This window comes from Planomicrobium sp. YIM 101495, assembly GCF_009707665.1.
GTDB lineage: Bacteria > Bacillota > Bacilli > Bacillales_A > Planococcaceae > Planococcus.
In genome coordinates this window covers 1,457,376-1,484,178 of the sequence record NZ_WLZW01000001.1, presented here as the reverse complement: position 1 = coordinate 1,484,178, position 26,803 = coordinate 1,457,376, and the positions used below count along the sequence as shown (strand labels likewise).

Below are 26,803 nucleotides of genomic sequence, written 5' to 3'. Positions count from 1 at the left end.
TAAAGGCGAAGCGTCTGGAGGGTCTGGCAGCTGGAGTCTGGACAAAGAAAAGCGTAAGCGCTCGTTAAGGCCTGACAGGCATAAGACGGACCGGCGTAGTGGCGTGTTTTTGCCGCTTCGCCGGGCTGGCTTACGACCCGAAGGCCTGAGCGCTGGAGCTAAAATAAATGATTGGGGCGGGCACAGGTCATCCGACTTTTGCCCGCTCTTTTTCTATTAGGAGGCAGCGGAAATGGAAATCATGATTGGTCAAACAGCACTCATCTCCATCATCAGCCACATCTTCTTTGTAGGCGTCTCATTTTATGCACTTCGGGCAGTCATGTTCGAAAAGTGGATCCGCAAACATCATGTCCTGCAAGCACAGATTCTCTACATTTTCTTAAGTATCATGATCGGCATGGCCGTATCGACATTTTTCCTGAATATCGCTTCATGGTCGCGACAGCTACCTTATTTATTCTAAGTCGCTGTTATGCCGTGGGCATGAACTTCGTGAATGTGGCAGAACAGCGAATAACAAAGGATGTTTCTTATTTCCCGGGAAATTATTGGTGAATTACGTTTGAGACTATGTTGAGAGGGAAAAGTTCTGTAATCGTTTTGTAACATTCTATTGAGATGAAGCAAATATGGCTGAATGTCGAAAAAAGTCGGATTTCTGGGAAAAAAGCAGATGAATGGGACACTTGATACTTGTCGTTGAGACGAAAAACATGTACGATAAAGAAGATTTGCTTGCAAAAAAATGACATTGGACTTTACGTACATATAGATGATTATTTTATACATGGAGGGTTTTTTAGTGGAACAGATTATTGTAACGGGTGGCCAAAAGCTAAAGGGGAAAGTACGAGTGGAAGGAGCGAAGAATGCGGTATTGCCGGTCCTGGCAGCAGCGTTGCTAGCGACTGATAAGAAAAGCGTGATCAAGGAAGTCCCGAACTTGGCGGATGTCTATACGATCCAAGCCGTATTGAAAAGTTTAGGGGCGACAGCTCATTATTCTGCGGAAGAAAAAATGATGATTATCGATGCGACTCCTGAACTCGCGAGTGAAGCGCAGTTCGAGTACGTGCGCAAAATGCGCGCTTCCATCCTGGTTATGGGCCCGATTCTCGCACGCAACGGCTTTGCTCGCGTCGCTCTACCAGGCGGCTGTGCAATCGGCTCACGTCCGATCGACCAGCACTTGAAAGGCTTCGAAGCGATGGGCGCACAGATTACACTCGGCAATGGCTATGTAGAAGCGAAGACTGATGGTCGTCTACGCGGGGCGAAAATCTACTTGGACTTCCCGAGCGTGGGTGCGACGGAGAACATCATGTCGGCAGCAGCTTTGGCAGATGGCGTGACAACGATTGAAAACGCTGCAAGAGAGCCGGAAATCGTCGACCTTGCGAACTACATCAATGAAATGGGCGGACGTGTTGTCGGTGCTGGTACGGACACGATCCGTATCGAAGGCGTCGAAGGATTGCATGGTGCAGAGCATTACATCATCCCCGACCGCGTAGAAGCTGGAACGTTCATGGTTGCAGCAGCGATCACGGAAGGCGATGTCATCATCGAGAACGCTGTTCCTGAACATATGGCAGCATTGATCTCCAAAATGGAAGAGATGGGTGTCGACATTACGGAAACGGGAGAAGGCTTGCGGATCCGCTCGAACCGCCCACTTCGTTCCATCGACATCAAGACGATGCCACACCCAGGATTCCCGACAGACATGCAGTCACAGATGATGTCACTGATGCTGACAGCACAAGGCAACGGGATTTTGACGGAAACGGTCTTCGAGAACCGCTTCATGCACGTGGAAGAGTTCCGCCGGATGAACGCTTCGGTGAAGATCGAAGGACGTTCGGTCATCATGGAAGGACCTTCGCAATTGCAAGGCGCAGAAGTTGCAGCAACGGATCTCCGTGCAGCAGCGGCATTGATTCTTGCAGGACTTGCAGCAGAAGGCATCACACGCGTCAACGAACTTCAGCATTTGGATCGCGGCTATGTCGGGTTCCACTTGAAACTTGCATCACTCGGTGCAAACATCGAACGTGTATCACTTGAAGAAGCAGAGACAGAAGTACTCCAAGTAAACTGATCTCATTTCTCATAAAATATTCTTATCATGAATGCCTGGATCTTTCTTTCCGAAAGACTAGGCATTTTTTCTATTGAGCGGGTCTTTCCACCTTCAAATTTTGTCCATTACGTGAAAACTGTGATAGAATATTCAGTTAGGAGCATCATTAATTTGAATGAGAATGGGTACCATGCTGGAAGGGGAAACGGAGAATGTTTTCAAAAGATATAGGAATCGATTTAGGAACGGCGAACGTGCTTGTTTTTGTGAAAGGCAAAGGAATCGTCCTCAATGAACCGTCTGTAGTGGCAGTGGACAGCAAGACCAGCCAGATCGTGGCAGTCGGGGAAGAAGCGCGCAAGATGATCGGGCGTACGCCGCGACACATCCAGGTGATCCGTCCATTGAAGGATGGCGTCATCGCAGATTTCGGGATCACGGAAGCGATGCTCAAGCATTTCATCAACCGCTTGAAATTACGTGGCTTCATGTCGAAGCCGCGGATTTTGATTTGCTGTCCGACGAACGTGACGAGCGTCGAACAAAAAGCCATCCGGGAAGCGGCAGAGAAAGCGGGCGGCAAGAAAGTCTACATTGAAGAAGAGCCGAAAGTCGCTGCGATCGGAGCGGGGATGGAGATTTACGAACCATCCGGCAACATGGTGATCGACCTTGGCGGAGGCACTTCCGACGTCGCTGTACTTTCCATGGGAGGCATCGTGACGAGTGAGTCGCTGAAAGTCGCAGGCGACACGTTCGACCGGGATATTCTCCAATACGTCAAGAAGCAGTACAACTTATTGATCGGTGAGCAGACGGCCGAACAGATCAAAGTGACGATCGGTACCGTCTATCCGGACAGCCGGAAGGACGAAATGGAAATCCGTGGCCGTGACATGGTGACGGGATTGCCGCGCATGATCAAATTGAACTCGGGTGAGATCGAGCGGGCGCTTCGGGAGTCGGTCCATATGATCGTCGCTTCCGCTAAGAATGTGCTTGAGAAGACACCACCGGAACTATCAGCGGACATCATCGATTGCGGGATTTTCCTGACGGGTGGCGGTGCACAGCTGCACGGCATGGAGCAACTATTCACGGAACAACTGAAAGTACCGGTCTTTATCGCGGAAAATCCGCTTGATTGCGTAGCTCATGGCACAGGAATCATGCTGGAATCCTTGAACAAACGCCTTAAGTAGCAATGAGCAGGAGTGCATGTGAAAATTGACAGATGCCAGCTAAGCAGATATTTAGTATACTGGATGTAAGCGAAAACGCTGGAAGCTCAATGATAGATTGACCGGCTCAAAATCATATGCCGGCATGCATCTTTGGAAAGGTTGTCTAAAGGAATGGCTGAAGAAAATAAAAAAGTTTCGCTCCGTAAAGAAGCGAAATCCTCGCCGAAGACCGAAGCAAAAGAAGAACAGAAAAAAGCGAAGAAAACATGGTGGGTACAGATTCGCATGTTCCCGATCTGGCTGCGCATCATTCTCGTCCTCGCCCTCTTGGCTGGTGCGATTGTGCTCGGTGTGATGGTCGGTTATGGCGTAATCGGTGACGGGGAACCAAGTGACGCATTGAAAGTGGAAACATGGCAGCACATTTTTGATATCATGGGTGGAACGAGTGATTGACCGTTCGCCTACAGAGAGGGAGAGATGGACTTGCTGACAAATGAACAAATCGAAGCGATCTTGCCGCATCGTTACCCGATGCTGATGGTGGATCGGATGCTGGAGATCGTACCAGGGAAGAGTGCAGTCGGACTGAAGAACGTTTCGGCCAATGAAGACTTCTTCAACGGCCATTTTCCTTCATACAAAGTGATGCCAGGTGTTTTGATCGTAGAAGCACTCGCACAAGTAGGAGCAGCAGCTGTACTGCAGATGGAAGAGAACAAAGGACGTCTCGCCTTCTTCACTGGCATCGACAATTGCCGCTTCAAGCGTCAAGTTGTTCCTGGAGATCAACTGAAACTCGAAGTGGAACTGACGAAGATGCGTGGACCTATGGGACGTGGACATGCCATTGCGACAGTCAACGGAGAACTTGCCTGTGAATGCGACATCTTGTTCGCACTGGGTCCTGTAGCAGAAAAATAAATCGTACCTGTCGCCGCCGCATAGATGAAATACATAGAAAAGAACAACACGCACTGAGAGCTGTTATTCTTTTTCCGATAGTAGGAGGTAAACATCATGTATAGCACATTGCCCACCGGAATCAAAAGCAGCATTACGCGCTCGATCTCCAAAGTATTCGAAGATTATATGGCGAATATCGAATGGAGCGAAGAACGTTTCGAGCTGACGGATTTCATCAAAACATGGAAATCATACATTGAAGAAAATGCAGGATGGTACAAGAAAGTACCATTGGAAGTACGCGCGAATCCGGTGTTCCATGAAGAGGTAGCGAAGAAGATGAATGAGACAATCGAGCGCATTCTATCCGAGCCGCCTTCCGAGGAACAGATTGCACGCATTGAAGTGAAGCAAGAAGAGCTGAACACCTTCTTCGAATACTCGTGCAAAGCGGAAGCGGCATACGTAGAGAACCGCCTGAAGCAATTGAACTGAATTAGATGTAGAAAAAGCCACAGAGGCCGCCTAGCGGTTTCTGTGGCTTTTTGCGTAATGGGCGCTATTGTTTACTTCGCTTCGTCTGTACGCAATACAGGGCGTGTACGCATATCCGATTCGAATTGCTCCAGCAGTTCATCGCCGGAAAGTCCATCTTCGAGCAGTTCCGAAAGTAAGGTCTCCGCGTACTTCCGGCGTGCGCGTTTCAACGTCCCTTTCATGAGGACCGAAATGTGTTCGCCGATTGGTTTGACTCCGTAAACCGCTACTTCGAACGGTGCAGGTTCGTTCCCAGGATACGAAATGACGACATTCACGTCGACGACATCCCCGATTTCCTGCAGGCGGTTGAAGACGTCTTTATGCTGATGCTCCATCAACATCTCCAACACCCACGAACGGTGGCTATTTTCCTGGTTGATGATGATTCCGTCGATCAATGGGTACTCGACCTCTTCATTCTCGACAAGGCTGAAAGACAGCAATTTAAAGGTTTTCACACAATTCCCCTCCGGTAAGGTCTTTTTTTCAGTATAGCATAGCAGCCAAAGCTTCTTCGATTATTTACGGAAATGCCAAAAATCATTTTTGAATTTGAGTGTCGAAATGGAGCGTGGCATAGCCGACGGAATTTCCGTGAATTAACTTTTTTGCACAACAGTCCAAAAGTGAAATTTAATCGAAGAAAAGTGCGGGTTTATCGAATTTCGCGAGTTGCCGGACATGCAGTCTTTTAATAGACTCATCTTAACCGGAAGGAGGTGAATCGATGAATCAAGTAGGAATGGTCGGCAGGTTGACGAAAGACCCGAGCATGCGTGAAATGAGTGAAGGGCGCACGAGGACAAGCTTCATTCTCGCAGTTTCGCGGAATTTCAAGAACGTGCAAGGAGAGATCGAAGCGGATTTTGTCTTGTGTTCTATCTGGGGGAAACAAGCGCAAAATGTCGCGAAGTATTGTGTCAAAGGATCGCTGATCGCCTTATCTGGAAGGCTGCAGTCACGTCATTATGACCGGGAAGACGGAACCCGTGCATATGTGACGGAAGTGATCGGGGAACACGTCCGTTTTCTTGATAACCGGAAAGCGAAAGAAGAGGAAGGACAGGGTCAGTCGGTCCCGCAGTCCGAATCGGATTTCAATTTTCAACCGCCTGGCACGACAGGTGTCAACGTCTATACTTAATCTTTGAATGGAGGAGCCCTTAGAATGCCTAAAGAATCGCAACTGCAACTGGAGTTTCATATGGAGCAATTGATCAAGTTGACCGCATTGCTACATCAGCGCCTGGCAGAAGCGGAGCGGGAGCTAAGTGAGCTGAAAGCAATCTTCCGTTCCGCAGATGTGAAGGAGCAAATCACCTATACGAAATAAAAGAATCCGGCCGATAGGGGATTGTCGGCCGGATTCTTTATACGGAATAAGTGAGCAGGTCTTTCAATTCAGTGTCCGACAGTTCGGTCATCCAATTGCTCGATTGGATGAACTGGTCGGAGATTGCTTGTTTCTGTACGAGCAAAGAATCGATTTTCTCTTCGATGGTCCCGATCGTCACGAATTTATGCACATGCACGAATTCGGTCTGACCGATGCGGTAAGCGCGGTCGGTCGCCTGGTTCTCAACTGCTGGATTCCACCATCTGTCTGCATGGAGTACATGTGTGGCTGCGGTCAAGTTCAAACCGGTACCGCCTGCCTTCAAGGACAGGACGAAGACTGGGAACTCTCCATTCTGAAAGCGTTGGACGTAAGAATCCCGTTGCTGTTTCGGCATGCTGCCGGTCAGGAACGGCACTTCGAGTCCATACAATTCATCCAGGGCTTGCTGCACAAGATGCCCCATGCCGATATATTGTGTGAAGATCAGGCATTGTTCCCCGCGCTCTGCGATTTCCCCCGCCAGAGACACGATACGCTCCAGCTTTTGAGAACGCGGCAAAATTTCCGCTGCTGATGTATACGGCTCTTTCAGATAAAGAGCAGGGTGGTTACATAGTTGCTTCAGTTTGCTGAGCATCTTCAGCACAAGCCCTTTCTTCTCGAATCCTGTGAGCGTCTCCATTTTCTCCACCGTATCTTGGACAAGCCCTTCGTACAGCGCTGCTTGTTCCGGAGTCAATGGACAGTATTCCAACTGTTCCTGTTTTTCCGGCAAGTTCAACTGCAAGTCCGGGTCTTTCTTCGTCCGGCGCAGCAGGAATGGCTGGATGCGTTTCCGCAAGCGCTCCTTATGCTGATCCGAATCATCCCGCTCGATCGGGATCATGAACTGCTCCTGGAATTGCTTGATGCGGAACAGATATCCTTTATTGATGAAGTCGAAGATCGACCAAAGCTCGGACAGCCGGTTTTCGATCGGTGTGCCGGTCAGTGCCAAGTGATGCTCACCTTTGAATTTGCGGATGGTCCGCGATTGTTTTGTGTACATGTTCTTGATGTTCTGAGCTTCATCGAGTGCGATGCTCGTCCAGATGATTCCGCCGAATTCCTCGGAATCGGAAGAAGCGATGCCGTAAGTCGTCAAGAGGACATCCGGCTGCTCCGATTCCAGGAATTTCGTGAAGGCTTCTCCGCGCGGACGATTGCCGCCGTAGTGCGTGGCGACTTTCAAGTCCGGTCCGAACCGTTCCAGTTCCTTCTGCCAGTTGCCGAGTACGGAAGTCGGGCAGACGATGAGGGACGGCTGTCGTGGCTGGCCATCGTGCACGTGGAGCAGGTAAGCGATCAGCTGGACGGTCTTGCCGAGTCCCATATCATCCGCGAGGCAAAGACCGAAGCCTTCGCGGCGCATGAAGGTCAAGTAATCATAGCCGACCTTCTGATATGGGCGTAGTTCCGCCTTCAGATTAGCAGGAACTTCGGTCTCCGGAAGCTCACGCTTATCGAGTACTCGGTCAAGGAACCCGCGCAATGTGTCGTTCATGCGGAAGTCGATGAGTGGGTCATGGTCATCATCCGGCGACTCCAATAGTTCATCCGGCACGTTTTGGAACAGCATGTCTTTGATGGTCCAGTCGGCTTCGTCCGCTTGCTCGATCATTTCCCGCAGCTTTTTCAAAAGCCCGGCATCGACGCGTACCCATTCGTTGCCAACACGGATGAATTCGCGGTTTTCCGAAACCAACTGCTGGAAGTCCTGCATGCTCAAGTCGTGGCCATTCAACGAGAACTTCCAATCGAAGTTGACAATTTCTCCAAGTCCGACGACGGAAGCTTTTCGCGCTGAAGAATTGATGGTCGCTTTCGCGCGCACTTTCGACTCTTGTACCGTCTGCAGCCAAGCCGGGATCGATACTTCGATTCCGAAACTTTGCAGGATTTCTGCATCGCGCTGGATGAAGGCGAGCACTTCTGCATCGGTCCACTGCGTTTCGTAAAAACGGTCTTCCGTTTCGGGAGCCGTGATGGTCGGACACAGCGACAGCAAGAGTGCTTGCCGCTGTTTGATGTCACCTGCAGCTTGTTTCCATTTTTCCGGCAAGGCGTCTTCGATTGGCCCGTGCTTTTTCCGTACAGGCGGGGACCAGTAAACACTGCCACGCTTGGAGCGGATCACCGTCTTGAACGTCCAGAAGTTGTCAAGGTCGGGTTCGCTCAGCTGTAAGGCGACGACATAATCTGCCGCAGGCTCGAGTCCATCCCATCCGGCTTCGCTGACGAATCGGCTGACAGCGGGCAAGTCCTGGACCGTAAGCCCTTTACGCTGCAACTGGAAGAGGATCGTCTCTTTCAGGAACGACCGCACTTCCTCTGTCGCATAGCCGGCATCGAGCGTGATCCCGTCGTTGTCGGTATGGATGTGATTCCACAGATCCGGATCGTTCAAGTTTTCAGCCACTTGACCGGCCATCTCGATCCATGCGCTATCTTCTTTGGAAGCGCCTTGGAATTTCACGAAATGGTTCGGCTCACGCTGGAACAGACGGACGAATTCAGCAGGGGTCAAGACGAGATCGAGTCCATCGATCGTCTTGGTCAGACCGAAAAAACTTTCCTGATCGAGGAAATACAGGTATGGCGACCAAACTTCCGGCGGGATCCGGTTTCCGGCTTCATTGAACGCCTGGACCCGGAATTGGCCGGTCCGGTTGATTTTCAAGTAGAACGAACGATTTCCTTCGGGTAGGAAGTGATTCATAAAATCTTTCCTTTCTCCATCTCTTCATGCAATGCGCGCAGTCGTTTGTTCTGCGTGCGGATTTCGGTCAAATATGATTGCCAAAATGCCATTTGTCCGCTTCGTTTGCAGACGGCCTTCATTTTTTTCCAGATGCGGACGGCTTGTTTGTAGCTGGCGCGGTTGCGCTCTTTCAAGTGCTCCATCGCATAACGGTGATAGAGCGGCAACACGTATTCCGGAGCGTCTGTCTGGACTTGACTCAGTCCGCATTCCTCCGCGAAGTAAAGAGGGGAGTGGTACAGGTGATGCAGCTCCGCCCATTGTTTGTATAATTTCTTTTCGATCAAGTACATCGAATACGCAGGCAAGCCAAAGTGGCCGAACTGGTGGAACAGATCTTCCCAGCTCTCTTCGTCCAGGTCGATAAGCGAGAACAAGTAGCTCAAGTCCTTGACGTAGCCGTGACGTTGCTGTAATTGCAGCTTGTCGAACAGGAACGTCTTCACATGCGGTTTGATGGCATGCAAACTGGCCTGTAGCGGCTGGTTGAACTGCTCGCGGTCTGCGAGCGTCGCCAGCTCGATGTAATCAGCGACTTCGTGTACCGCGATCGGCTCGATAGTGACGTCTTCACCGAGCAGGATGCTGAAGAACACTTCGATGCGCTGGTCGATGTCGTGGAACGTCGCACGTTCGGCTCTGCGGAGTGCGTCGTTCGTGAACAACGTCGTCCAGAACAGCCGGTACACAGAGAAACGCAGCGAAAAGGACTTATCATCCGCTAAGATGAACGAATGCACACGGTCCCGCAGGAATTCGAAAAAGGCATCCGACTCGAATGTCCGGTGCTGCACGCGCAATTGGCTGAGCAGATCGGCAAGTTCGTGCCATTCTTCATCGAACCATTTTTGGAAGAAGGAATGGTGGACATCTTCGGTCCCTTCGTAAAATGTATCCCATGCTTCCGACAGCGAAAGGAAATGGACATACGTCCTGAAAAGGTTTTTCCATTCGCGCTCGAGCGGCATATGCGCCAGCGCGTTTTTGATCCGCCCATCAGTCAGTTGTTCAAAGTAAAAATAGTTGCGTGCTGTGTAGGAAGGAATCGGATCCCGCCATATATATTTGATTAATGCTTCCCATTGTTGGGGGGACGGCTTGTCTGATAACGCCACCGTCTGCTGTTCTTTTGAACGCCAAGCAGCGACCCACTCCGATAGCGAGCCGACTTTTTGATAAAGGTAGAAGATCACAGCAAGCCTGTGTCGGCATTGCGCGTCTTGCGGACATGCACAAACAGCAGTTTTGGCCTGGAAGTTGAGGACGACTTTCGCTGCGTGGGCATCGCTGACCACGGCTTCGAGAAGCAATCGGTCTTCCTGGAAGGACAAAATCTGTACAGCGCCACGGCGCACTAAAAAGACCGCTTTTCGGACCAATTCTTCATCCAGCGCACGCGTTGGGTGAAGCGTATCGTCGACAGCAGCCATATAATCCTGAATGGTTTCATCGAATCGTTCTGCTAAAGATTGAACAGTAGCCATAATGCACCGCCCTAAAAAATGACTTTCTCTCTATTATACGTCCTTTCAGGCACTCCGTAAATGGACTGTGCCCATTGTGGCAAGAACAGTAGGAAAGAATGGGTTTTTTTCTGAGCGAAAACGGGAAAAGTATGGTAAACTGGATGTAAGTCAGAATATTCTAAACAAAAGGGAGGGGAATGCCATGTTGCACATTAAACTTATGAAGCCGTTTTACACGAAGCGGGAGAATCATCTCATCAAATTCGTTTTCGCATACCAATACTTCTCGATCATGAAGGAAAAGGAACTGTTCCACTTCGTGCCGGTGGAAGGGAAAGAAATTATCGTCAACACTGAAACTTACCAAGTCGAGAACTTATCCGAAGTGTTTGTTTTCCAAAAAGGCAACCGGTTCATCAGGCTGCCCCTATACCAGTTGCTGCTGGTCTCGGACATTCATGTTCATTTGCAGTCGATTCTGAAAGACGAACAGGTCGTCGGCGGAGTGGAAGTCGCAGAAGAGGCAAAGCAGGAGGCGCAGGAAGTGATCGCTTTTTTGGAACAGGAAAACTTCAATCGGATGATGGATGCCGCACTGAGCGACAGAAACGAAGACCTGTTCCGGGATTTGTGGGAACAGCAATATCATGGAGGTTAGGATCTTGAAGCAGAATCCAGAATAAAAACGTCTATCGGAGCACGTGGCGATAGGCGTTTTTGCATGCAAAAAACCTTTTCGCTGTACGGAACAGGAAAAGGTTTTCTAGCCGATCGTTTTCTGCATGGTGCACCTCGCTTTACAGGAAAGTGACTAACATGAAAAGCAGGAGAATTAGTGAACCCGCCGCTCCTATCACAAGATCTTCCCAGTCCAGCTTCAACCATTCGTCAAAGTTCATCATCATTCCCGCTCCCTCCGTTTGGTCCTTGAAAATCGCTGCGCTTCAGTGACGTAATCTGAAGTTGTATTAAGTATAGAGAGCTGTGCATAAAATTACATGAATCAAAATGACTAAAAATTCTAAAATTTATGTATGCGAGGAAATTGGCGAAATGCGATATGAACGAGTCGAAATGCGATATCGACGAAACAAAATGCGATATGCTCCCCACCCTCTTTCATTCGCAGAGCGGCCAGCCGAAATTTGAGAAATGGCCAATCCATTGGTAAAGTGGAAGGTACAAATATAAATAATAGTTGAGAAGGAGCTGGCGCATGTGCGAACGATGCCGAAACGTTTGGAAAAAGGGGATCTGGTCGGAGTGATTGCACCTTCGAGCCCGCCCGATTTGGACAATTTGAAAAAGGCGCTGCCGTTTTTGGAAGAAATGGGTCTGCGGATCAAGATGGGGAAATCCGTCGAAGAGAAGAATGGCTACTTGGCGGGGACGGACGAGGAGCGTCTTGCGGACTTGCATGAGATGTTCGAGGACCCGGAAGTGAAAGGCATCATCTGTGCCGGCGGGGGATACGGAGCTGCGCGCATCGCGGGCCAGATCGACTACCCGCTCATCGCGGAAAATCCGAAAGTGTTCTGGGGCTATTCCGATATCACGTTCCTGCATACGGCGATCGGCCAGCTTGCGGATCTCGTGACGTTCCACGGACCGATGCTCGCGTCGGATGTGGGCAAGCCGGAATTCCATGAGCGGAGCGGGCGCATGTTCGGCCAACTATTCGCACCGTTCGAACTTCACTATACGGATGAAATATCTCCGCTCGAAACGATCAACGGCGGCGAGGCGATCGGCGAACTGGTCGGCGGCAACATCACGCTGCTCCGGAGCAGTCTCGGCACACGTTTCGAATTCGATGCTAAAGGGAAGATCTTGCTGATCGAATCAATCGGCAACAGTCCCCAGCAAGTCGATGCGATTCTGAACCAATTCAAGATGGCCGACAAGTTCAAGGAAGTGGCAGGAGTCATCATCGGCGACTTCAAGAATGCCGAGCCGGAGCCGGGCGAACCAACATTGACGCTTGATGAAGTGCTCGATTATTATTTCAAACCGCTTGGGATTCCGGTCGTCAAAGGCTTCAAAATTGGTCACTGCGAACCACATTTCTCCGTGCCGCTCGGCGCCAAGGCGCGACTGGATGCGGATGCACGCACATTGACGATACTGCCGGGCGTAGAGTGACTTCTTCACGGGAGCTTTTCCCGCAAAAATGTGTTATAATAGGACGATATCGCTTAAAAGAGAGGCAGTGGTAACGATGGCTTTCCAACCGCATGAAAAAGAAGTTTCGGAATTCGTGGCAGCACGCAGAATCGGTGAATGGATCACGTTCACGCGCAACGGAGTGGAAGTGAGCGGAACAATCTTCAAGATCATGGATAATTCCGTTATCGTCGAAATCTCTCCGGAAGACGCTAAAGAGATCGGCGCACCATCTAATATGACCGTCATTTCCCATAAGAAATACACAGTCGTCGAATAATCGACAAAACTCCCGTCCCAGGTAAAAGGGGACGGGAGTTTTACTATTTGGAAATAGGGGGTATGGATAATTCTCTATGCCTTTTGCATCATTGTCATTTAATCCGTGAAAAAGCGGCTTGCTCAGCATTTCAAAAAGGCTGAAATTTTGGTACAGTTAGTTATGCAGATTGAGGAAAGGAACAGGCGCATGATATTCGACTTTAAATTTTGGCGTTACTTCACAAGACAAGGGGAACTCATACATAATCTGAACGAAACGGAAATGCGGGGATTCGGTCCGCGCGTCTTCCTGGTCCTGCTGTTCGGGGTGCTGACATTCGCGCTTCCGGAGATTTGGGGCATGAACACCGCTTCCTTGACGCCTTATATGGCCGCAGGAATGGATGATACATACTTGCTGGCACGTTACGTCTCGCTCTTCGGCGTGCTGATCTGGGCAGGAATCTACTTGTCGTTCCATCTATACGGCGCAGCATTCGCTTTTCACCGCATCACAGACATGCCTTGGCGCGCAGCAATCGTCATGCAGCTATATGTCGTGGCGCTGTTGATCATCGAGAAAGCATTAAACTTCATCATCTTCTCACTGGCAGGCTTCACGATGCCGGTGTCGATCTTGTCGTTTGGTCCGCTCGCGGCAACATTCCTGGATGCATCATTCTTGACGTTCTTCTTTAACCAATTGACAGTCGTGACAGCGCTCATCATCGCGCTGCAATACCGGTTCGTGCGGGCGTTCACGACCATTCCACCCAAAAAATTATTGTTCGTCCTATTGCTTATCCATGTGGCGATCGCACTATTTGTCGCTTCCTTCAGCTTGATGCCAGTGGAAGAATGGCTTGTGCGCTTTACGGAAGGAGGCGTTCCGGTTGAATAAATTTTTCTATATCGCGTTATCGATCGGCATCGCCGCATTTCTTGCGACAAACGCACTGCTGATGTTCGGAGACAAGAGCATCTTGACGAAAGACGTCTACGTCAGCGAATACGAACGTGCTTTCAGCCATACGTATACGGAAGACTTACCGAAAGAAGCGGTCATGGCACCGCTCGGCACGAATCGTATCTACATTCAGGACCGGGAAGCTATCGAACAATGGCTGGTCGCTGAAGGGGATACGGTTACAGCGGGATCAGAGCTTGCGATTTTGAACGAAGCGGAATCCGAGGACCAGCGTTCAATCTGGGAATCCGAGCGCACGGCATTACAGACGGAGCGCCGGGAAGTGCAAAGCGCGCTTCGCAGCCTGGAGTCGAGCCGTCCGCGTGGAACGTCACCGACGACGCGCAATGCAACGGATCGCCAAACGACGACGAATGACGATGGCAATACGGTCGAACTTGATATCAACGTCTCGGTCGGTGTGGAAGTGCCGCAGGACGGGCCGTATGCCGCTGCGATCGCGCAAGCGGAGCAGCAACTGGCAGCTATCGATTCAAGACTTGCGGTACTTGACGCACAACTTGACCGCAGCACGTCTCAGCCTGCGCTCATCAGCCCGGTTGACGGCATCGTTGCACGGGTCAACAAAGACACGGAGCCACTTAGCGTCGACGTCTACTCGCACGAAAGAATGCTTGTGACGTATTTGATGGAAGACCAGTGGCTGAAAGTCGAGCAGCAAGACCTTGTCACGGTACAGGCGGAAGGGCTGGGGACAGCAATCACTGGCACTGTTTCCTTCGTCAGCCAGCTGCCGGCACAGGAGACGGAATGGTTCAAGGCATACCGCGCTTTGGATCCGAAAGAACAAGTGAACCCGATCGCCTTTTATGAAGTGCGCATCGTGACCGACGAGGCCATTGCGGATGTCCTGCCATACGGCAAATCAGCAAACGTCTCCATTACGGTGAACGAAGCGGAAGAAGCAGTCGGACTGTCGGAGAAATGGGTATTCAACCGTCTTGAAGACCAAGGTGCAGCACATGTCCTGACACCGGAAGGCTACGGACTGGACACACCGCTGACGATCGCCTTCGACACGGGCGGGAAAGCTGTCTTGACGGATGGGGTAGCAGCGGGGGAACTTGTCTTACATGAAGACAAGCTGAAGGATTTCGCTTCTCCACCAGCGGTTTTCTTGCCATTCCCGAGTGAAAGGCCGGATTACGAATATGCGAAATCAGTGAACTGGCGTTACTACGTCGAGTATTTATTCGCTCGATGACCAAATGAAACGGCCGGAGAAAAGTTCTTTCTCCGGCCGTTTTTTCCTATTCACCTCACCGTTCACTGCATCGAACCGACTGCATGCAGGCGGTTGAAGGAGACGAAATGATTTTTCCAATATGGGTTGTCGAGTCGGGTGATTTCAATGCCCTTCGATCCAGCGTGGATGAAGGAATTATTCCCGATGAAAATGCCTGTGTGTGAAATTCCCGACGTGTATGTATTCGCAAAGAAGACGAGATCACCGAATGCGGGATTGGTCACTTCCGTGGAAGCTTGGTACATGCCAGCACTGCTCGTGCGTCCAAAGTTGAGCCCGGCTTTTGAATAGACGTAATGGATGAAGCCGCTGCAATCGAATCCTGCGGGTGTAGATCCACCGAAGACGTATGGTGTCCCGAGTTGCTGCATGGCAACCGCGACAGCATCTGCATAAAACTGATTCGCATTCACTGCAAGTGGTTTGTTCGAAACAGCCATGCCTGGTGATTTCGTTGCCGAAGCAGTGCTTGCCGGTGCAGAGACAGTTGCTGCGCCGCCCTTCACTTTCAATGACTGATTAACGAACAGGCGGTCACTCGTCAACTGGTTGAGCGATTTCAATTCATTGATGCTCATGTTGAATTTCTTGCCGATTTTGTACAGTGAGTCGCCGCTCTGGACACGGTATACATCTCCCGTGCTTGCCGTCGAAGCAGCCGCTGCTGGTGCAGTCGCGGGCGTCTGGGAGACGGCCTGGGCTGGAGCTGTGGATTCGGCTGTGGCGCTACCGATCTGGAGCTGCTGGCTTACTTGCAGCGCATCGGTCGATAAGCTGTTCCACTTCTTCAAATCATCGATCGTCACTCCTTGCGCAAGTGCGATCCGGTACAAGTTGTCTCCAGGCTTCACTTCATACACCGAAGCTGCAGATGGGGTCATGGCCGTGGCAGAGAAAATCAAGGCAGTCATCATGCCCGTCAGTACGATTTTTTTCATGAAAAAAGTCACCCTCCAATTTTCTCAACATAAACCCACTATAATTTATCTTGAAAATTCAGTCAATATGATTCTACAAAAATGAATCGTGCACCTCGGATTTACATTTCATGGGGAGCGGAGTAACATTGCACATAATATGATTTGCGAAAGAAGGCTTGACGCTGTGAAGCAATGGAAAATCTATCTCCTTTTAACGTCGATTATGGTCGTGTGGGGCTTTAATTTAGCGGTCGTGAAATATCTTGTCGGGCATGTGGAACCCGTAACGCTCACCGCATTCCGCATCCTCCTTGCCGCGGTGACCGTGTTCATCATCTTATTCATGTTCAAACTCCATCAGACGCCGGGACGGAAAGACTGGCTGTATATTTTCCTCGGTGCGTTATTGAATGTGGTGTCCCACCATTATTTCCTATCTTCCGGTTTGACCATGACGACCGGAACGAATGCCGGCTTGATTCTCGGGACCGGTCCTATGTTGACAGCGGTTTTCGTATCGCTGATCATGCGCAATTTCCCGTCGAGGCTGCAGTGGCTTGGTGTAGTGGTCGGAATGGCCGGCGTATTCTCGACGGTCCTCATCGGAGGAGATGGTGCAAGTGAGATGAACCTGGGCGATGTCTTCGTTTTCATTTCGATTCTTGCACAAGTGCTTAGCTATATCGTCATCGCCAACGCTGTGAAAAATCTGGATCCGCGTGTAATGACTGCCTATATGATGCTGATCGGCTCGATTGTGCTGTTTATTATTTCACTCGTCCAGGAACCGGGCGGCATGCAGGCATTCATGGCAGTCCCGCCGGCTTTCTGGCTGGCATTCTTTTTCTCGGGCATCTTCGGAACCGCCATCGGGCATATGCTTTATAATTACTCGATCGGCCAAGCAGGACCGACAAAAGCAGCGATTTTCATGAATTTGAATACCTTGTTTTCACTTGTCGCAGCAGCGCTTGTCCTGGGGGAAAAGATTACATTGGGCCATTTATTCGGCCTTGTACTGATTGTCATCGGTGTGCTTTTCGGATCCGGCGCGGTGGAAGATCTGCTTGCCAAACGGCGCAAACGACTATAACGTAAGGATTAAAAAGAAAGCCCGCGTATGATCCGGGTAGAGGGGGTTTGAACGTGTCGACTTTATGGAACACGGCAGAGAAGCGGAAACAATTATTATGCAAGCTTGTGAATTGGAAAAGCGGGACTTTGACGAAAGGTGAGGTTGAGTTCGCGCAGCATCTCGCGGAGGAACTTGGGAAATTGCCTTATTTCCATGAGCACCCCGAACAACTGATGCTAAAGGATGTCGACCGCGGCCGTTCAAACGTCCTCGCGCTCTACAAGCATCCGGGCGTCACAGAAACAGTCGTCCTCATCAGCCATTACGATACGGTCCCGACGGAAGAATACGGCGACCTCGAACCGCTTGCCTGCAAGCCTGTCGAACTGACGGAAGCGATGCATTCGGTGAAAGACGAGCTGGACGATGCTGCAAGGGAAGACTTGGAGTCGGGTGACTACCTGTTCGGACGCGGCACGATGGATATGAAGGCGGGACTTGCCTTGCATATGGGATTGATCGAGAAAGCATCGACCGAGCAGTGGCCGATTAACTTGTTGCTCATGAGTGTCGCTGACGAAGAAGTCAACTCGGCAGGCATGCGCTACGGCGTTAACGAACTGCTGGAGCTGGAGAAGGAATTCGACCTTACATACACGCTTTTCCTGAATAGTGAACCGGTATTCGCGATGGCGCCGCAAGACCAAGCCCATTACATTTATACAGGATCGATTGGGAAGATCATGCCGGCCGCTTTGTTTTACGGCAAAGAAACGCATGTCGGTGAACCGCTGTCCGGCATCACATCGAGTTACATGTCGACGTATTTGACGCACCGGATGGAATGGAACGACACTTTCCGCGAAACCTCTTACGGTGAAACGACGCCGCTGCCCGTCACGGCGATGCAAAGAGACTTGAAAAATTCCTATTCAGCGCAAACACCTTACCGGACGAGCGCGATGTATAACGTCTTCACATTCAAACAGAGTGAGGAAGAAGTGTTTGCCCGTTTCGAGAAAGTGGCACGCGATGCAGCAGCACATTGCATGGAAGACTACCGGGCGATGTGCGCGCGCGAAGGCATCTCGCCAGTCGGCGACATCCGGGTCATGCGCTATGAGGAACTGCGCCAATACGCCATCGACAAATTCGGTTATGATTACGTGGACGAATTGCTGGCAGAGACGATGCTGCACGCGGAATGGGACGTCCGCGAAAAATCCATCCACATGGCAGACATCCTGCTCATCAACTGCCAAGAGCTGACGCCAGCGATCACGTTGCTGTTCGCCCCGCCGTATTACCCGGCCGTCAACTCAACCGACGACCCGCTGATCCAGCAATGCGTAGAGTCGGTGATTGCCAGCGCGAGCGAACTGTTCGACATCAACATCCAGCAAGTCCACTACTTCAATGGCATCTCGGACTTGAGCTACGTCAACTACCACGACCAGGAAGACGGCTGGATCACATACGAACGCAACACGCCGATTTACGGCGAAACATACAGCATCCCATTCCAGACGATGAAGCAGCTGAAAGCGCCCGTCTTCAACGTCGGCCCCTTCGGCAAAGACGCCCACAAGCGCACCGAACGCCTCCACATGCGCAATGCCTTCGAGGAAATGCCGGTACTGCTGGAGCAGCTCATTCGTGGATTGGAAAAAGAAGAAATACCAGCCGAGCGCACACCGCACGGCCAATAATTACACACGGATCGGCCGCGGCCGATCCAATCAAACCATTAATTGGCTTTGGAGCGGCCAGCCGCTCCGACAAAACCTCGCCTAGGCGGGGTTTTTGTGTTCAACCGGTGTTGTGTGGCGGACACTTCATCCGCACTAACCGAAGTTTGTTCCGCACTAGGATCCATTTCATCCGCACTAGCCAAATTTCGTACTCAAAAATTTAAATCCCAAGCCAATTTCCAAGGAGCGGCCGCAGTCGATCCGATCAAATAAGTATCGGCCTTCTGAAGCGGGTGTTGACCGGACATTTTTTGAAGTACCGGAAACTCTTCCTCGCTATCCCAACTGAGAACCGCCCCTTTCATCGCCATTCTTTATTAGCAGGACGTCTATAGAAGCGATTCTTTTTGCTTCCGTGAAGTTCATAATTTTTCCGTTTCAATAATCGGTACGCAGACTCTAAATTCGAGAGTTCAAAAAATCCAGGCACTCTTTCGTTGTGATTGTTGGACCCACCAGCATGAACCATTCATCTAAAATCCTCTCATCCAACCCCTTGATAGAACGCTCACACATCCTACAAATCCACGACCGCGCAAGCCGCTTCATTTTGTGCATCTCACAATAGGGGCAGAAAACGCCCGTGAGGAGTTCTTTTGTGGAAACCTGGAAGCGTGGCGCAAGGGGGAACGGAACGAATTCGCTATCGAGCGCGGCCAGCCGCTCACTCAAACGAACCATTTCATCTGCAGAAATTTTCACGGGCGGCAGCGGCATCGTTGTGAGCCTGACCAACGCCTCCTCAGCCCGCCAAATATTTGCGCCAGCCGGGGCACCTTCGACCAACTGGCTCGGGTATGCCACGACGATGGCGGTGAAAATGGGCAGAGGGGCATCCAGCCGCTTGAGCAGCCGCTCCACTTTAAACTTCGCATTCTCCACCTGCACGAGCGGGCTCTTCATGCCGCGCACCTCGCCACTCGGCAATACTTTGTGAAAACCGCTCGGCTGCTGCGTATAGCGCGTCAGGCCGGAAATATTCTTCACTTCCAAAAGGATCACACAGCTTTGCGTCACAATCATCGTATCAATCTGGCATTTTTCAGGCAGGGACACGCCTTGCAGCATCACATACGGATACGGAGGACAAAAGAATTCCAGCAATTCATCAAGTCGGCACTCACCTCCAAACCCTGCACGTGTTTGAGTCAAACTTTCTAGCACGAATGGAATTTTGGGATGCCCTGATGGTAAGCGTCTCAGTAAAGATTCATAACCAGCGAAACTTGCCGGCTGTTCCCGAAACTTTATGATCATTAGAATCACCTCTATCTTTATTGTAACGCGCTTTTTCTCATAATTCCATATAATGTAAATTTCAAATTTGATGCATATAAAGCCATCAAAAATTGAATTTGAATTGCAATATAATATCTATCACTTGAGGAATCATTGTTGGGATAAGAAACTTGTCTGTTTCCAAATTTCATTTTTAGATAAAATTTCATTTATAAATTTTTAAAAGATCTTGAATTCCTTTGGATCGGCCACGGCCGATCCAATCAAACCAGTAATTGCACTTGGAGCGGCCAGCCGCTCCGAAAATAAGGAAAGCCGTTCGCAAACGCGAACAGCTTTTCCATTCAACATAGGAGAAACGTCCATTGCCCCGCCGTCCCGGCACAGGGTACAATTTGTAAAAAAGAGAAGCGGGGGATGAACATGAACATCAAACAAAATATCCAGCATAATTTCGACCATTTCCATACACATCCGGAGGTGAGCTTCAAGGAAGTCGAGACGACGAAGAAGTTGGCGGAAATCATGGACGAGCTAGGTGTCAGCTACCGGACGTTCGACGATGTCACCGGCCTCATTGCCGAAATCGGGCAAGGCGAGCGCGTCGTCGCGATGCGTGCAGATATCGATGCGCTTTGGCAGGAAGTGAACGGCGTCGAACAAGCGAACCACTCATGCGGGCACGATGCGCACATGGCAATGGTACTCGGTGCGATCATGCATCTGAAGGATGAGCCGCTCGATAAGCGTATCCGCTTTATATTCCAGCCAGCGGAAGAAACCGGCAACGGCTCGCTCGATATGGTCCGCCACGGAGCACTTGAAGACGTCACGCATCTGTACGGAATTCACTTGCGTGCGCAAGATGAATTACCGTTTGGACTGGCGACTTCCGCGCTTCATCACGGCTCGAGCAACTTTTTGAAAGGGCGGATCATCGGCGAAGACGCGCACGGTGCCAGGCCACATCAAGGGAAGAATGCCATCGACGTCTTGATGAGCATCCAGCAAATGCTCAAATCCATCTACTTTTCACCATTTGAATCTTATTCTGCAAAAATGACGAACATCCGCGCAGGAGGCGACAGCCTGAACATCATCCCGGGACGCGCGACATTCGCGCTGGACGTCCGCGCGCAATCGAATAGTCTTATGGACGCGCTGAAACTGCGCATCACGGATGGCATTGCAGCGATCGAATCACTGCACAGTGTGACGATCGAATGGGAATGGGACGACTACACGCCTGGTGCGGAAGTGTCGGAGGAAGCACGTGCCATCGCTGAGGCGGCAATAACGGAAATTCTTGGTGCGGAGAATACCGCGCAGCCGATCCATACGCCGGGTGCGGACGACTTCCATTTCTACACGATCAAGAAGCCTGAACTGAAAGCGACGATGATCGGACTTGGCGCTGGCTTGACGCCTGGCCTTCATCATCCGGACATGCACTTCAACCACGATGCGCTGGAGATCGGGGCGAAAATCTTGGCGGCAACCGCGAAAAAATCGTAACTTATTTCAATTTCATGGGCTGAACTAACTACAAAACGGGTATAGGGAGAAAAGGGGACGAGACATAGATTCCCCGGGAAATAAAGGGGTGTTGGTCTATGAAGAAAATCATCTTAGTCATTGCTTTAACATTTGCACTTATCTTCCCTCATTCTGCTAACGCTGCCGTTTTTAAGGATCTCTCACCGAAACATTGGGCACATGACTCCATCACATCGATGGCCGAACAAGGAATCTTGAACGGCTATTCGAATGGGACGTTTCGCCCGAATGAATTCATCACCCGTGCACAAGCAGCCTTGATTTTAGCCCGTGCGCTCGAACTGCCTGCCCGTACGGAGTTCAAACCTAAATTCGGGGATGTGGGTCCGCGCCATTATGCCTATGACGAAATCGCGGTACTGACGGAGCGGGAAGTCTTCGCTGATGCCAATCACTTCAATCCGGATGCGCTGCTGTCACGCGCCCAAATGGCGAAGGTCATCATCGAGGGATTCGAGATCACGGTCGATGACAATCACCTGAAAAGTTATTTGGATGTGCCGGCAAGCCAGTGGGCACACGATTACATCATTACGATGTCCGAGGTGGGAATCACGCACGGTGTCGACCAGACCCGTTTCGATCCATACGGAAAAGTGACGCGTGCGCAATTGGCAGCGTTCACGGACCGTACACTGCTTTTCCAAGAACAAGTAAGGACAGGGACAGTTACGTATGACGGTGATCGGAAAATTTACGCTGGCAAGAAAGAAAAAGCTTACGGGACAATCGCTGCAGTGAATGCAGAGCGGAAATCGAAAGGATTGTCTATCTTGAAAGAAGATCCCGCATTAAGTGCCATCGCGCAGAAAAAAGCCGAGGATATGGTGAAGAACAATTACTTCGCCCATGAATCCCCGACGTATGGTAAGCCTTATGAAATGGCTGTGAAGCTCGGCTACCCGACGAACCAAGTCGGGGAGAATATTGCGAGGGGCTTCTTTACAGTAGAGGATGTCATGCAAGGTTGGTTTGATTCGAAACTGCATTACGAGAACATGCTGCACGCCCCGTACACGGTCATCGGGATCGGGTATGCGGAAGACTCGGACGGATTCCCGTATTGGGTCCATCAATTCGCTATCTTGCCATAACATAGAAGCCGACTGAAGGAATTCAGCCGGCTTTTTCATGTCATTAGACGTTGAACGTCAAAATGTGGAAAGATTCATTGAATTGTTAAGAGTTTATTAATTATGTAGATGTCTGAAGGGGGATTTGTTAAAATGAAAAGGTAGTAGAAAAAACCTATTCCTGAGGAGGAAATCATTCATGGCTTACGTCCTGAAAAACAAGAAATTCATCGCTTCGGCAGTGACAGTGGCAGCAGTCGCTGCAGCAGTATCTCCAGCATCTGCGGATATGAAATTTACAGATGTGGCAGACCGCTATGTCGACGCAGTACAATTTCTAGTGGATCAACAAATTACGCAAGGTATCAGCGAGACATCATTCGGTACAGACAACAGCATCAAACGTCAAGATGCTGCATTGCTACTCGCAAATGCACTTGGATTCGATCCGGAAGAGGAATACGCTGATTCCGGTTTCACGGATGTTCCGGCTTCACACAAATGGGCAGTAGACGCACTCGTGGAAGCAGAAATCTTTGACGGAAAAGAAGGCCGTTTCGGCGCGAACGATTCACTGACACGTAATGAAACTGCGAAAGTGCTTGCAGATGCACTTGGTCTGGAAGTCGATGACAGTGTAACGGAAACTGAATTTACGGATGTCAACGAACGATTTGCGAAATACGTGGAAGCTCTTGCTGACTACGAAATCGCGTACGGCAAAACAGCGACGCAATTCGGCGCGGACAGCGCTGTAACACGCGGAGAGATGGCATTGTTCCTCCACCGTGCAGCGGAATTGCTGGAAGCTCCTCCAGAGCCGGAAGTGCCGGAAGAATTCTCACTTCAAGTGATGCACATGAATGATACGCATGCACGCGTGGATGTATTGCCGAAAATGGTCACAGCGGTAAACGATTATCGTGCTGAAAACCCGGATGCACTTCTTCTTCACGCTGGAGATGCATTCTCCGGAACATTGTATTTCAACGAGTTCCAAGGGGAAGCAGACTTGGCATTGATGAAATTGATGAACTTTGATGCAATGGTCTTCGGAAACCACGAATTTGATCTTGGTTCTTCACCAGAAGGACACGAGGCATTGGCAGACTTCGTAACTGCAGCGAACTTCCCGTTCGTAGCAGCGAACGTCGACTTCTCGAAAGATGAGCTGTTCACTGGCTTGTTCCAGTCTAAGGTAGTAACAGACGATGCGGAAGACGGCAACATCTACAGCGGGATCGTCAAAGAAGTGAACGGCGAGAAAGTCGGGATCTTCGGGTTGACGACGAAAGATACAGAAAACATCGCGAGCCCAGGACTTGTTTCCTTCTCTGACGATTACTTGGAAGATGCAGCTGAAATGGTTGCTGAATTCGAAAAAATGGGAGTCAACAAAGTCATCGCTTTGACGCACATCGGTTACGATGATAACCCTGCAGTCGATAATGATCTTGAGCTTGCTGCGAATGTATCAGGCATCGATATCATCGTTGGTGGACATAGCCATACAGAGTTGAAAGAACCAGTAGTAATCGGTGAAGAAGGCGAAGAGCCGACAATCATCGTTCAAACAGGGGAATATGCAAAAAATCTTGGAACACTTGACGTGACATTCGATGAAAATGGTGTCTTGACAAGCTATTTCGGTGAATTGATCGGAACTGGTGATTTAGAAGCAGATGCAGAAGCACTTGAAGTTCTTGCTCCTTTCAAAGAAAAAGTGGATGCAATCCAAACTGAAGAAATTGAAGCAACAGCAACGGAAGCATTGACAAACCCACGTGCTAGCGATGAAGGCGGCGATGGTTCATCCGTCCGTGCAAACGAAACAGCGCTTGGGAACATCATCACAGACGGCATGCTTGCAAAAGCGAAAGAATACAATGATTCTGTCGTCATGGCATTCCAGAACGGCGGCGGCATCCGTGCGCCGATCGATGCTGGCCCGATCACAGTCGGTGAAGTGATCACGGTTCTTCCTTTCGGTAACACGTTAGCGACGATGGATCTGACTGGTGCTGATTTGTTCGCAGCGTTCGAGCACAGTGTCAGCCAAGCACCGAATGAGAGCGGCGGATTCCTTCATGTTGCGGGTGCGAAAGTGACTTACGATTCGTCTCAACCTGCTGGTGAGCGCGTAGTAAGCATCGCTTATGAAGCTGCAGATGGCGAATTTGTAGAAATCGAACTTGAAGAAACTTACACAATTGCAACAAACGCATTCACTGCTAAAGGCGGAGACGGCTACGACATGTTCGCAACAGCTTACGCTGAAGGCCGCGTATTGGACCTTGGGATTTCTGACTGGGGCAACTTGCTTGAAGAACTTGAGCGTCGCGGTGAAGTATCCAATGAAATCGAAGGCCGTATCATTGATGTGAATGATGCGCCTGCAGAAGATGAAGAAGGCGAAGAGGGAGCAGCATAATTCTTTCTCTCAAAACGAACCCCGGGCGTTCATGTCCGGGGTTTTTCTTTTGAAAAAAAGGTGGACATTCCTCCGATTATGCGATATTTTCAAAATAATTAAATTTAATGAGAGAAGATTGAGCGGGACAAAAAGCCTGGTATGGAGCGTTTTTTTACTAAATATGGTTTCAAAAAGCGCTTAAAAAAGCAAATTAGCACAAATGATACATAGAATTTTCATGATAATTAAGTTAAAGTATGGGATGAATTGATTTTAATTAAGTATAGGAGGAAATGTGGTCTTGAAAAAATGGATAGTATTGTTGTGTTTCATGTTGATCGCTTCCGTATTCGTTCCTTTCAGCCCTGCTAAAGCCAGCTCACACTTCACAGACGTAGGAAATACTCACCGTGCTCATGCGGAAATCTCCTATCTCGTCAATAAGGGAATCGCGAACGGCTATTCCGATAACCGCTTTAATCCCGCTAGACAAGTGACACGTGCAGAAGCTGCAGCGATGCTTGGAAGAGCGTTGAATTTGAATGGCTCACAAAGAAATACGCCATTCACAGATGTTGGGAAAGGGAATATGGCATCAGGCTATATCGTCGAAATGAGCAAAAAAGGCATCATTTCCGGTTACCCGGATGGTTCATTCCAACCGAATAAAGTATTGAAGCGTGGCGAAATGGCGTTATTGATCGGCCGTGCATTCAATATGGGTACGACTGTTTCAGCCGCTTCAAAGAGTTTGATGGATAAAGGAATCGCGCAAGGACTTCCGGGTGGCTCATTCGGAACGGAATTGCAGATCATCCGTGCCGACTTCTCGGTTTTCCTGGCAAGAACATTGAACGCAGACTTCCGGGTCAAACCTGGTGAAGTCTCGTTCGGAACGACGATGTATGTGAATACCGGCTCGGATACGCTGAATATGCGTTCGGGTCCAGGGACTTCCCATAGAGTCATCAGCAGTTTGAAACATGCAACAGTGGTCGGCGTCGGCACAGTGTCAAACGGCTGGGCGCACGTCAAAGTCAATAACGTCATCGGATACGTCAGCTATTCGTATTTGACGACATCCAAGCCAGGTTCGGTCCTGCCAAGCCCTCCGCCATCAGCAGCGAGTGACTTGACGGTCATCATCGACCCGGGGCATGGTGCGCACGATCCAGGCGGGGTGGGCTATGGACACCAGGAGAAAAACGTCGTCTTGAACATTGGCCGTCATATGAAATCCTATTTCGATATGGTACCGATCAATGCGAAGATGACACGTAACAGCGATGTCTTCGTCACATTGCAAGACCGTGCGAAATTCGCTTCACGTAACGACGGTGATATTTTCGTCTCGCTTCATACGAATGCATTGAACGGCGCAGCAAATGGCCAGGAGACATTCTATTACGCAAAAACGGCAGCCAACAACACGAACGTCCAGCAATCACGTGCGCTTGCAATCTATTTGCAAGAACGCATGCAGGAAACGTGGCCGCTCCGTGACCGCGGCGTCAATCCATTCGGTTACGGGAACTTTGCCGTCCTCCGTGAAAATACAGTACCGGCTGCTCTTGTCGAGATGGGCTTTATCGACAGCTCGATCGACATCAAGTACATCAACAACGAAGCACACCGTAAAGCGATGGGGAAAGCATTGTTCCTCGGAACGCTTGACTATTTCTATCACTACGAAGGCCGTACCGATGTCTTGCCTTACTACAAAACAGTCGGTGCGACAGTCAGCAAAAAACATCATTGATCGATCCGAAACCCGCAGCCATCACGATTTGGCTGCG

At 50.1% G+C, this 26,803-nt stretch carries 26 protein-coding genes; 19 read left to right on the top strand and 7 right to left on the bottom strand.

Annotation, left to right across the window (positions count from 1 at the left end; all coding sequences use genetic code 11):
- Positions 1 to 232: 232 nt before the first annotated feature.
- From GIW82_RS07165 to GIW82_RS07140, 6 genes are all read left to right on the top strand, one after another.
- Positions 233 to 466 carry a DUF1146 family protein gene (locus GIW82_RS07165; protein ID WP_154749159.1) on the top strand — a complete coding sequence of 78 codons (234 nt, stop codon included), beginning with the start codon at positions 233 to 235 and terminating at the stop codon, positions 464 to 466.
- A gap of 339 nt (positions 467 to 805) precedes the next feature.
- Entirely contained in the window at positions 806 to 2,104 is a 1,299-nt protein-coding gene (gene murA, locus GIW82_RS07160; RefSeq protein WP_370456124.1) for a UDP-N-acetylglucosamine 1-carboxyvinyltransferase, read from the top strand.
- A gap of 194 nt (positions 2,105 to 2,298) precedes the next feature.
- Positions 2,299 to 3,288 (top strand): rod shape-determining protein MreB, encoded by a 990-nt coding sequence (mreB, locus tag GIW82_RS07155; protein ID WP_154749157.1) that lies wholly within the window; start codon positions 2,299 to 2,301, stop codon positions 3,286 to 3,288.
- Between the two features lie 153 nt (positions 3,289 to 3,441).
- Complete coding sequence (locus GIW82_RS07150) at positions 3,442 to 3,726, top strand: DNA-directed RNA polymerase subunit beta (RefSeq protein ID WP_154749156.1); 285 nt, start codon at positions 3,442 to 3,444, stop codon at positions 3,724 to 3,726.
- 30 nt (positions 3,727 to 3,756) lie between these two features.
- Positions 3,757 to 4,194: a 3-hydroxyacyl-ACP dehydratase FabZ gene (fabZ, locus tag GIW82_RS07145; RefSeq protein ID WP_154749155.1), complete on the top strand. Its 438-nt coding sequence runs from the start codon at positions 3,757 to 3,759 to the stop codon at positions 4,192 to 4,194.
- Between the two features lie 96 nt (positions 4,195 to 4,290).
- Entirely contained in the window at positions 4,291 to 4,671 is a 381-nt protein-coding gene (locus GIW82_RS07140) for a hypothetical protein (protein ID WP_154749154.1), read from the top strand.
- A gap of 71 nt (positions 4,672 to 4,742) precedes the next feature.
- Here the strand turns inward: GIW82_RS07140 and GIW82_RS07135 are convergent, their stop codons facing one another.
- Positions 4,743 to 5,174 (bottom strand): YwpF family protein, encoded by a 432-nt coding sequence (locus GIW82_RS07135; RefSeq protein ID WP_370456123.1) that lies wholly within the window; start codon positions 5,172 to 5,174, stop codon positions 4,743 to 4,745.
- Between the two features lie 269 nt (positions 5,175 to 5,443).
- Between GIW82_RS07135 and GIW82_RS07130 the strand changes: the two genes are divergently transcribed.
- Entirely contained in the window at positions 5,444 to 5,860 is a 417-nt protein-coding gene (locus GIW82_RS07130) for a single-stranded DNA-binding protein (RefSeq protein WP_154749152.1), read from the top strand.
- Between the two features lie 24 nt (positions 5,861 to 5,884).
- Positions 5,885 to 6,049, top strand: a complete 165-nt coding sequence (locus GIW82_RS14695) for a hypothetical protein (RefSeq protein WP_195913978.1) — start codon at positions 5,885 to 5,887, stop codon at positions 6,047 to 6,049.
- A gap of 37 nt (positions 6,050 to 6,086) precedes the next feature.
- On the opposite strand, the gene GIW82_RS07125 is transcribed toward GIW82_RS14695, so the two are convergent.
- Positions 6,087 to 8,813 (bottom strand): DEAD/DEAH box helicase, encoded by a 2,727-nt coding sequence (locus GIW82_RS07125; RefSeq protein ID WP_154749151.1) that lies wholly within the window; start codon positions 8,811 to 8,813, stop codon positions 6,087 to 6,089.
- Positions 8,810 to 10,339, bottom strand: a complete 1,530-nt coding sequence (locus tag GIW82_RS07120) for a hypothetical protein (RefSeq protein WP_154749150.1) — start codon at positions 10,337 to 10,339, stop codon at positions 8,810 to 8,812. The genes GIW82_RS07125 and GIW82_RS07120 overlap by 4 nt, the downstream gene beginning before the upstream one ends.
- A gap of 184 nt (positions 10,340 to 10,523) precedes the next feature.
- On the opposite strand from GIW82_RS07120, the gene GIW82_RS07115 reads away from it, so the two are divergent.
- The 5 genes from GIW82_RS07115 to GIW82_RS07095 all read left to right on the top strand — a co-directional run bounded on the left by GIW82_RS07115 (position 10,524) and on the right by GIW82_RS07095 (position 14,937).
- Positions 10,524 to 10,979 (top strand): transcriptional regulator, encoded by a 456-nt coding sequence (locus tag GIW82_RS07115; RefSeq protein ID WP_154749149.1) that lies wholly within the window; start codon positions 10,524 to 10,526, stop codon positions 10,977 to 10,979.
- 560 nt (positions 10,980 to 11,539) lie between these two features.
- Positions 11,540 to 12,463 (top strand): S66 peptidase family protein, encoded by a 924-nt coding sequence (locus GIW82_RS07110; protein ID WP_370456122.1) that lies wholly within the window; start codon positions 11,540 to 11,542, stop codon positions 12,461 to 12,463.
- Between the two features lie 76 nt (positions 12,464 to 12,539).
- Complete coding sequence (locus GIW82_RS07105) at positions 12,540 to 12,764, top strand: DUF2187 family protein (protein ID WP_154749148.1); 225 nt, start codon at positions 12,540 to 12,542, stop codon at positions 12,762 to 12,764.
- A 162-nt stretch (positions 12,765 to 12,926) separates the two neighbouring features.
- Positions 12,927 to 13,646, top strand: a complete 720-nt coding sequence (locus tag GIW82_RS07100; RefSeq protein WP_230309235.1) for a hypothetical protein — start codon at positions 12,927 to 12,929, stop codon at positions 13,644 to 13,646.
- Positions 13,639 to 14,937, top strand: a complete 1,299-nt coding sequence (locus GIW82_RS07095; RefSeq protein WP_154749147.1) for an efflux RND transporter periplasmic adaptor subunit — start codon at positions 13,639 to 13,641, stop codon at positions 14,935 to 14,937. The genes GIW82_RS07100 and GIW82_RS07095 overlap by 8 nt, the downstream gene beginning before the upstream one ends.
- A 62-nt stretch (positions 14,938 to 14,999) precedes the next feature.
- Here GIW82_RS07095 and GIW82_RS07090 read toward each other — a convergent pair whose 3' ends face one another.
- Positions 15,000 to 15,917 carry a C40 family peptidase gene (locus GIW82_RS07090; protein ID WP_154749146.1) on the bottom strand — a complete coding sequence of 306 codons (918 nt, stop codon included), beginning with the start codon at positions 15,915 to 15,917 and terminating at the stop codon, positions 15,000 to 15,002.
- A 166-nt stretch (positions 15,918 to 16,083) separates the two neighbouring features.
- Between GIW82_RS07090 and GIW82_RS07085 the strand changes: the two genes are divergently transcribed.
- Both GIW82_RS07085 and GIW82_RS07080 read left to right on the top strand, forming a co-directional pair.
- Positions 16,084 to 16,992 carry a DMT family transporter gene (locus tag GIW82_RS07085; RefSeq protein ID WP_370456121.1) on the top strand — a complete coding sequence of 303 codons (909 nt, stop codon included), beginning with the start codon at positions 16,084 to 16,086 and terminating at the stop codon, positions 16,990 to 16,992.
- Positions 16,993 to 17,045: 53 nt separating this feature from the next.
- A complete protein-coding gene (locus GIW82_RS07080) occupies positions 17,046 to 18,683 on the top strand; it encodes a M20/M25/M40 family metallo-hydrolase (protein WP_370456120.1) in 1,638 nt (545 codons plus the stop codon).
- Between the two features lie 194 nt (positions 18,684 to 18,877).
- Here GIW82_RS07080 and GIW82_RS14690 read toward each other — a convergent pair whose 3' ends face one another.
- The 3 genes from GIW82_RS14690 to GIW82_RS14685 form a co-directional block, all read right to left on the bottom strand.
- Positions 18,878 to 19,036: a hypothetical protein gene (locus GIW82_RS14690; protein ID WP_195913977.1), complete on the bottom strand. Its 159-nt coding sequence runs from the start codon at positions 19,034 to 19,036 to the stop codon at positions 18,878 to 18,880.
- Between the two features lie 88 nt (positions 19,037 to 19,124).
- Positions 19,125 to 19,982 carry a nuclease-related domain-containing protein gene (locus tag GIW82_RS07075; protein WP_154749143.1) on the bottom strand — a complete coding sequence of 286 codons (858 nt, stop codon included), beginning with the start codon at positions 19,980 to 19,982 and terminating at the stop codon, positions 19,125 to 19,127.
- Positions 19,983 to 20,183: 201 nt separating this feature from the next.
- Entirely contained in the window at positions 20,184 to 20,414 is a 231-nt protein-coding gene (locus tag GIW82_RS14685) for a hypothetical protein (RefSeq protein ID WP_195913976.1), read from the bottom strand.
- On the opposite strand from GIW82_RS14685, the gene GIW82_RS07070 reads away from it, so the two are divergent.
- The 4 genes from GIW82_RS07070 (at position 20,388) to GIW82_RS07055 (ending at position 26,766) form a co-directional block, all read left to right on the top strand.
- Entirely contained in the window at positions 20,388 to 21,479 is a 1,092-nt protein-coding gene (locus GIW82_RS07070) for an amidohydrolase (RefSeq protein WP_154749142.1), read from the top strand. The two genes, GIW82_RS14685 and GIW82_RS07070, sit on opposite strands and share 27 nt — an antisense overlap.
- Positions 21,480 to 21,577: 98 nt before the next feature.
- Entirely contained in the window at positions 21,578 to 22,615 is a 1,038-nt protein-coding gene (locus GIW82_RS07065) for a CAP and S-layer homology domain-containing protein (protein ID WP_154749141.1), read from the top strand.
- Between the two features lie 178 nt (positions 22,616 to 22,793).
- A complete protein-coding gene (locus tag GIW82_RS07060) occupies positions 22,794 to 25,025 on the top strand; it encodes a 5'-nucleotidase C-terminal domain-containing protein (protein ID WP_195913975.1) in 2,232 nt (743 codons plus the stop codon).
- A gap of 277 nt (positions 25,026 to 25,302) precedes the next feature.
- Positions 25,303 to 26,766 (top strand): N-acetylmuramoyl-L-alanine amidase, encoded by a 1,464-nt coding sequence (locus GIW82_RS07055; RefSeq protein ID WP_370456119.1) that lies wholly within the window; start codon positions 25,303 to 25,305, stop codon positions 26,764 to 26,766.
- Positions 26,767 to 26,803: the final 37 nt, after the last annotated feature.

Excerpts from the sequence above, each read along its gene's own strand:
- GIW82_RS07165 (WP_154749159.1), top strand. The coding sequence starts at position 233 with ATGGAAATCATGATTGGTCAAACAGCACTCATCTCCATCATCAGCCAC.
- mreB (WP_154749157.1), top strand. The coding sequence starts at position 2,299 with ATGTTTTCAAAAGATATAGGAATCGATTTAGGAACGGCGAACGTGCTT.
- GIW82_RS07150 (WP_154749156.1), top strand. The coding sequence starts at position 3,442 with ATGGCTGAAGAAAATAAAAAAGTTTCGCTCCGTAAAGAAGCGAAATCC.
- GIW82_RS07140 (WP_154749154.1), top strand. The coding sequence starts at position 4,291 with ATGTATAGCACATTGCCCACCGGAATCAAAAGCAGCATTACGCGCTCG.
- GIW82_RS07130 (WP_154749152.1), top strand. The coding sequence starts at position 5,444 with ATGAATCAAGTAGGAATGGTCGGCAGGTTGACGAAAGACCCGAGCATG.
- GIW82_RS14695 (WP_195913978.1), top strand. The coding sequence starts at position 5,885 with ATGCCTAAAGAATCGCAACTGCAACTGGAGTTTCATATGGAGCAATTG.
- GIW82_RS07125 (WP_154749151.1), bottom strand. The coding sequence starts at position 8,813 with ATGAATCACTTCCTACCCGAAGGAAATCGTTCGTTCTACTTGAAAATC.
- GIW82_RS07120 (WP_154749150.1), bottom strand. The coding sequence starts at position 10,339 with ATGGCTACTGTTCAATCTTTAGCAGAACGATTCGATGAAACCATTCAG.
- GIW82_RS07115 (WP_154749149.1), top strand. The coding sequence starts at position 10,524 with ATGTTGCACATTAAACTTATGAAGCCGTTTTACACGAAGCGGGAGAAT.
- GIW82_RS07105 (WP_154749148.1), top strand. The coding sequence starts at position 12,540 with ATGGCTTTCCAACCGCATGAAAAAGAAGTTTCGGAATTCGTGGCAGCA.
- GIW82_RS07100 (WP_230309235.1), top strand. The coding sequence starts at position 12,927 with ATGCAGATTGAGGAAAGGAACAGGCGCATGATATTCGACTTTAAATTT.
- GIW82_RS07090 (WP_154749146.1), bottom strand. The coding sequence starts at position 15,917 with ATGAAAAAAATCGTACTGACGGGCATGATGACTGCCTTGATTTTCTCT.
- GIW82_RS14690 (WP_195913977.1), bottom strand. The coding sequence starts at position 19,036 with ATGGCGATGAAAGGGGCGGTTCTCAGTTGGGATAGCGAGGAAGAGTTT.
- GIW82_RS07075 (WP_154749143.1), bottom strand. The coding sequence starts at position 19,982 with ATGATCATAAAGTTTCGGGAACAGCCGGCAAGTTTCGCTGGTTATGAA.
- GIW82_RS07070 (WP_154749142.1), top strand. The coding sequence starts at position 20,388 with ATGAACATCAAACAAAATATCCAGCATAATTTCGACCATTTCCATACA.
- GIW82_RS14685 (WP_195913976.1), bottom strand. The coding sequence starts at position 20,414 with ATGCTGGATATTTTGTTTGATGTTCATGTTCATCCCCCGCTTCTCTTT.
- GIW82_RS07065 (WP_154749141.1), top strand. The coding sequence starts at position 21,578 with ATGAAGAAAATCATCTTAGTCATTGCTTTAACATTTGCACTTATCTTC.
- GIW82_RS07060 (WP_195913975.1), top strand. The coding sequence starts at position 22,794 with ATGGCTTACGTCCTGAAAAACAAGAAATTCATCGCTTCGGCAGTGACA.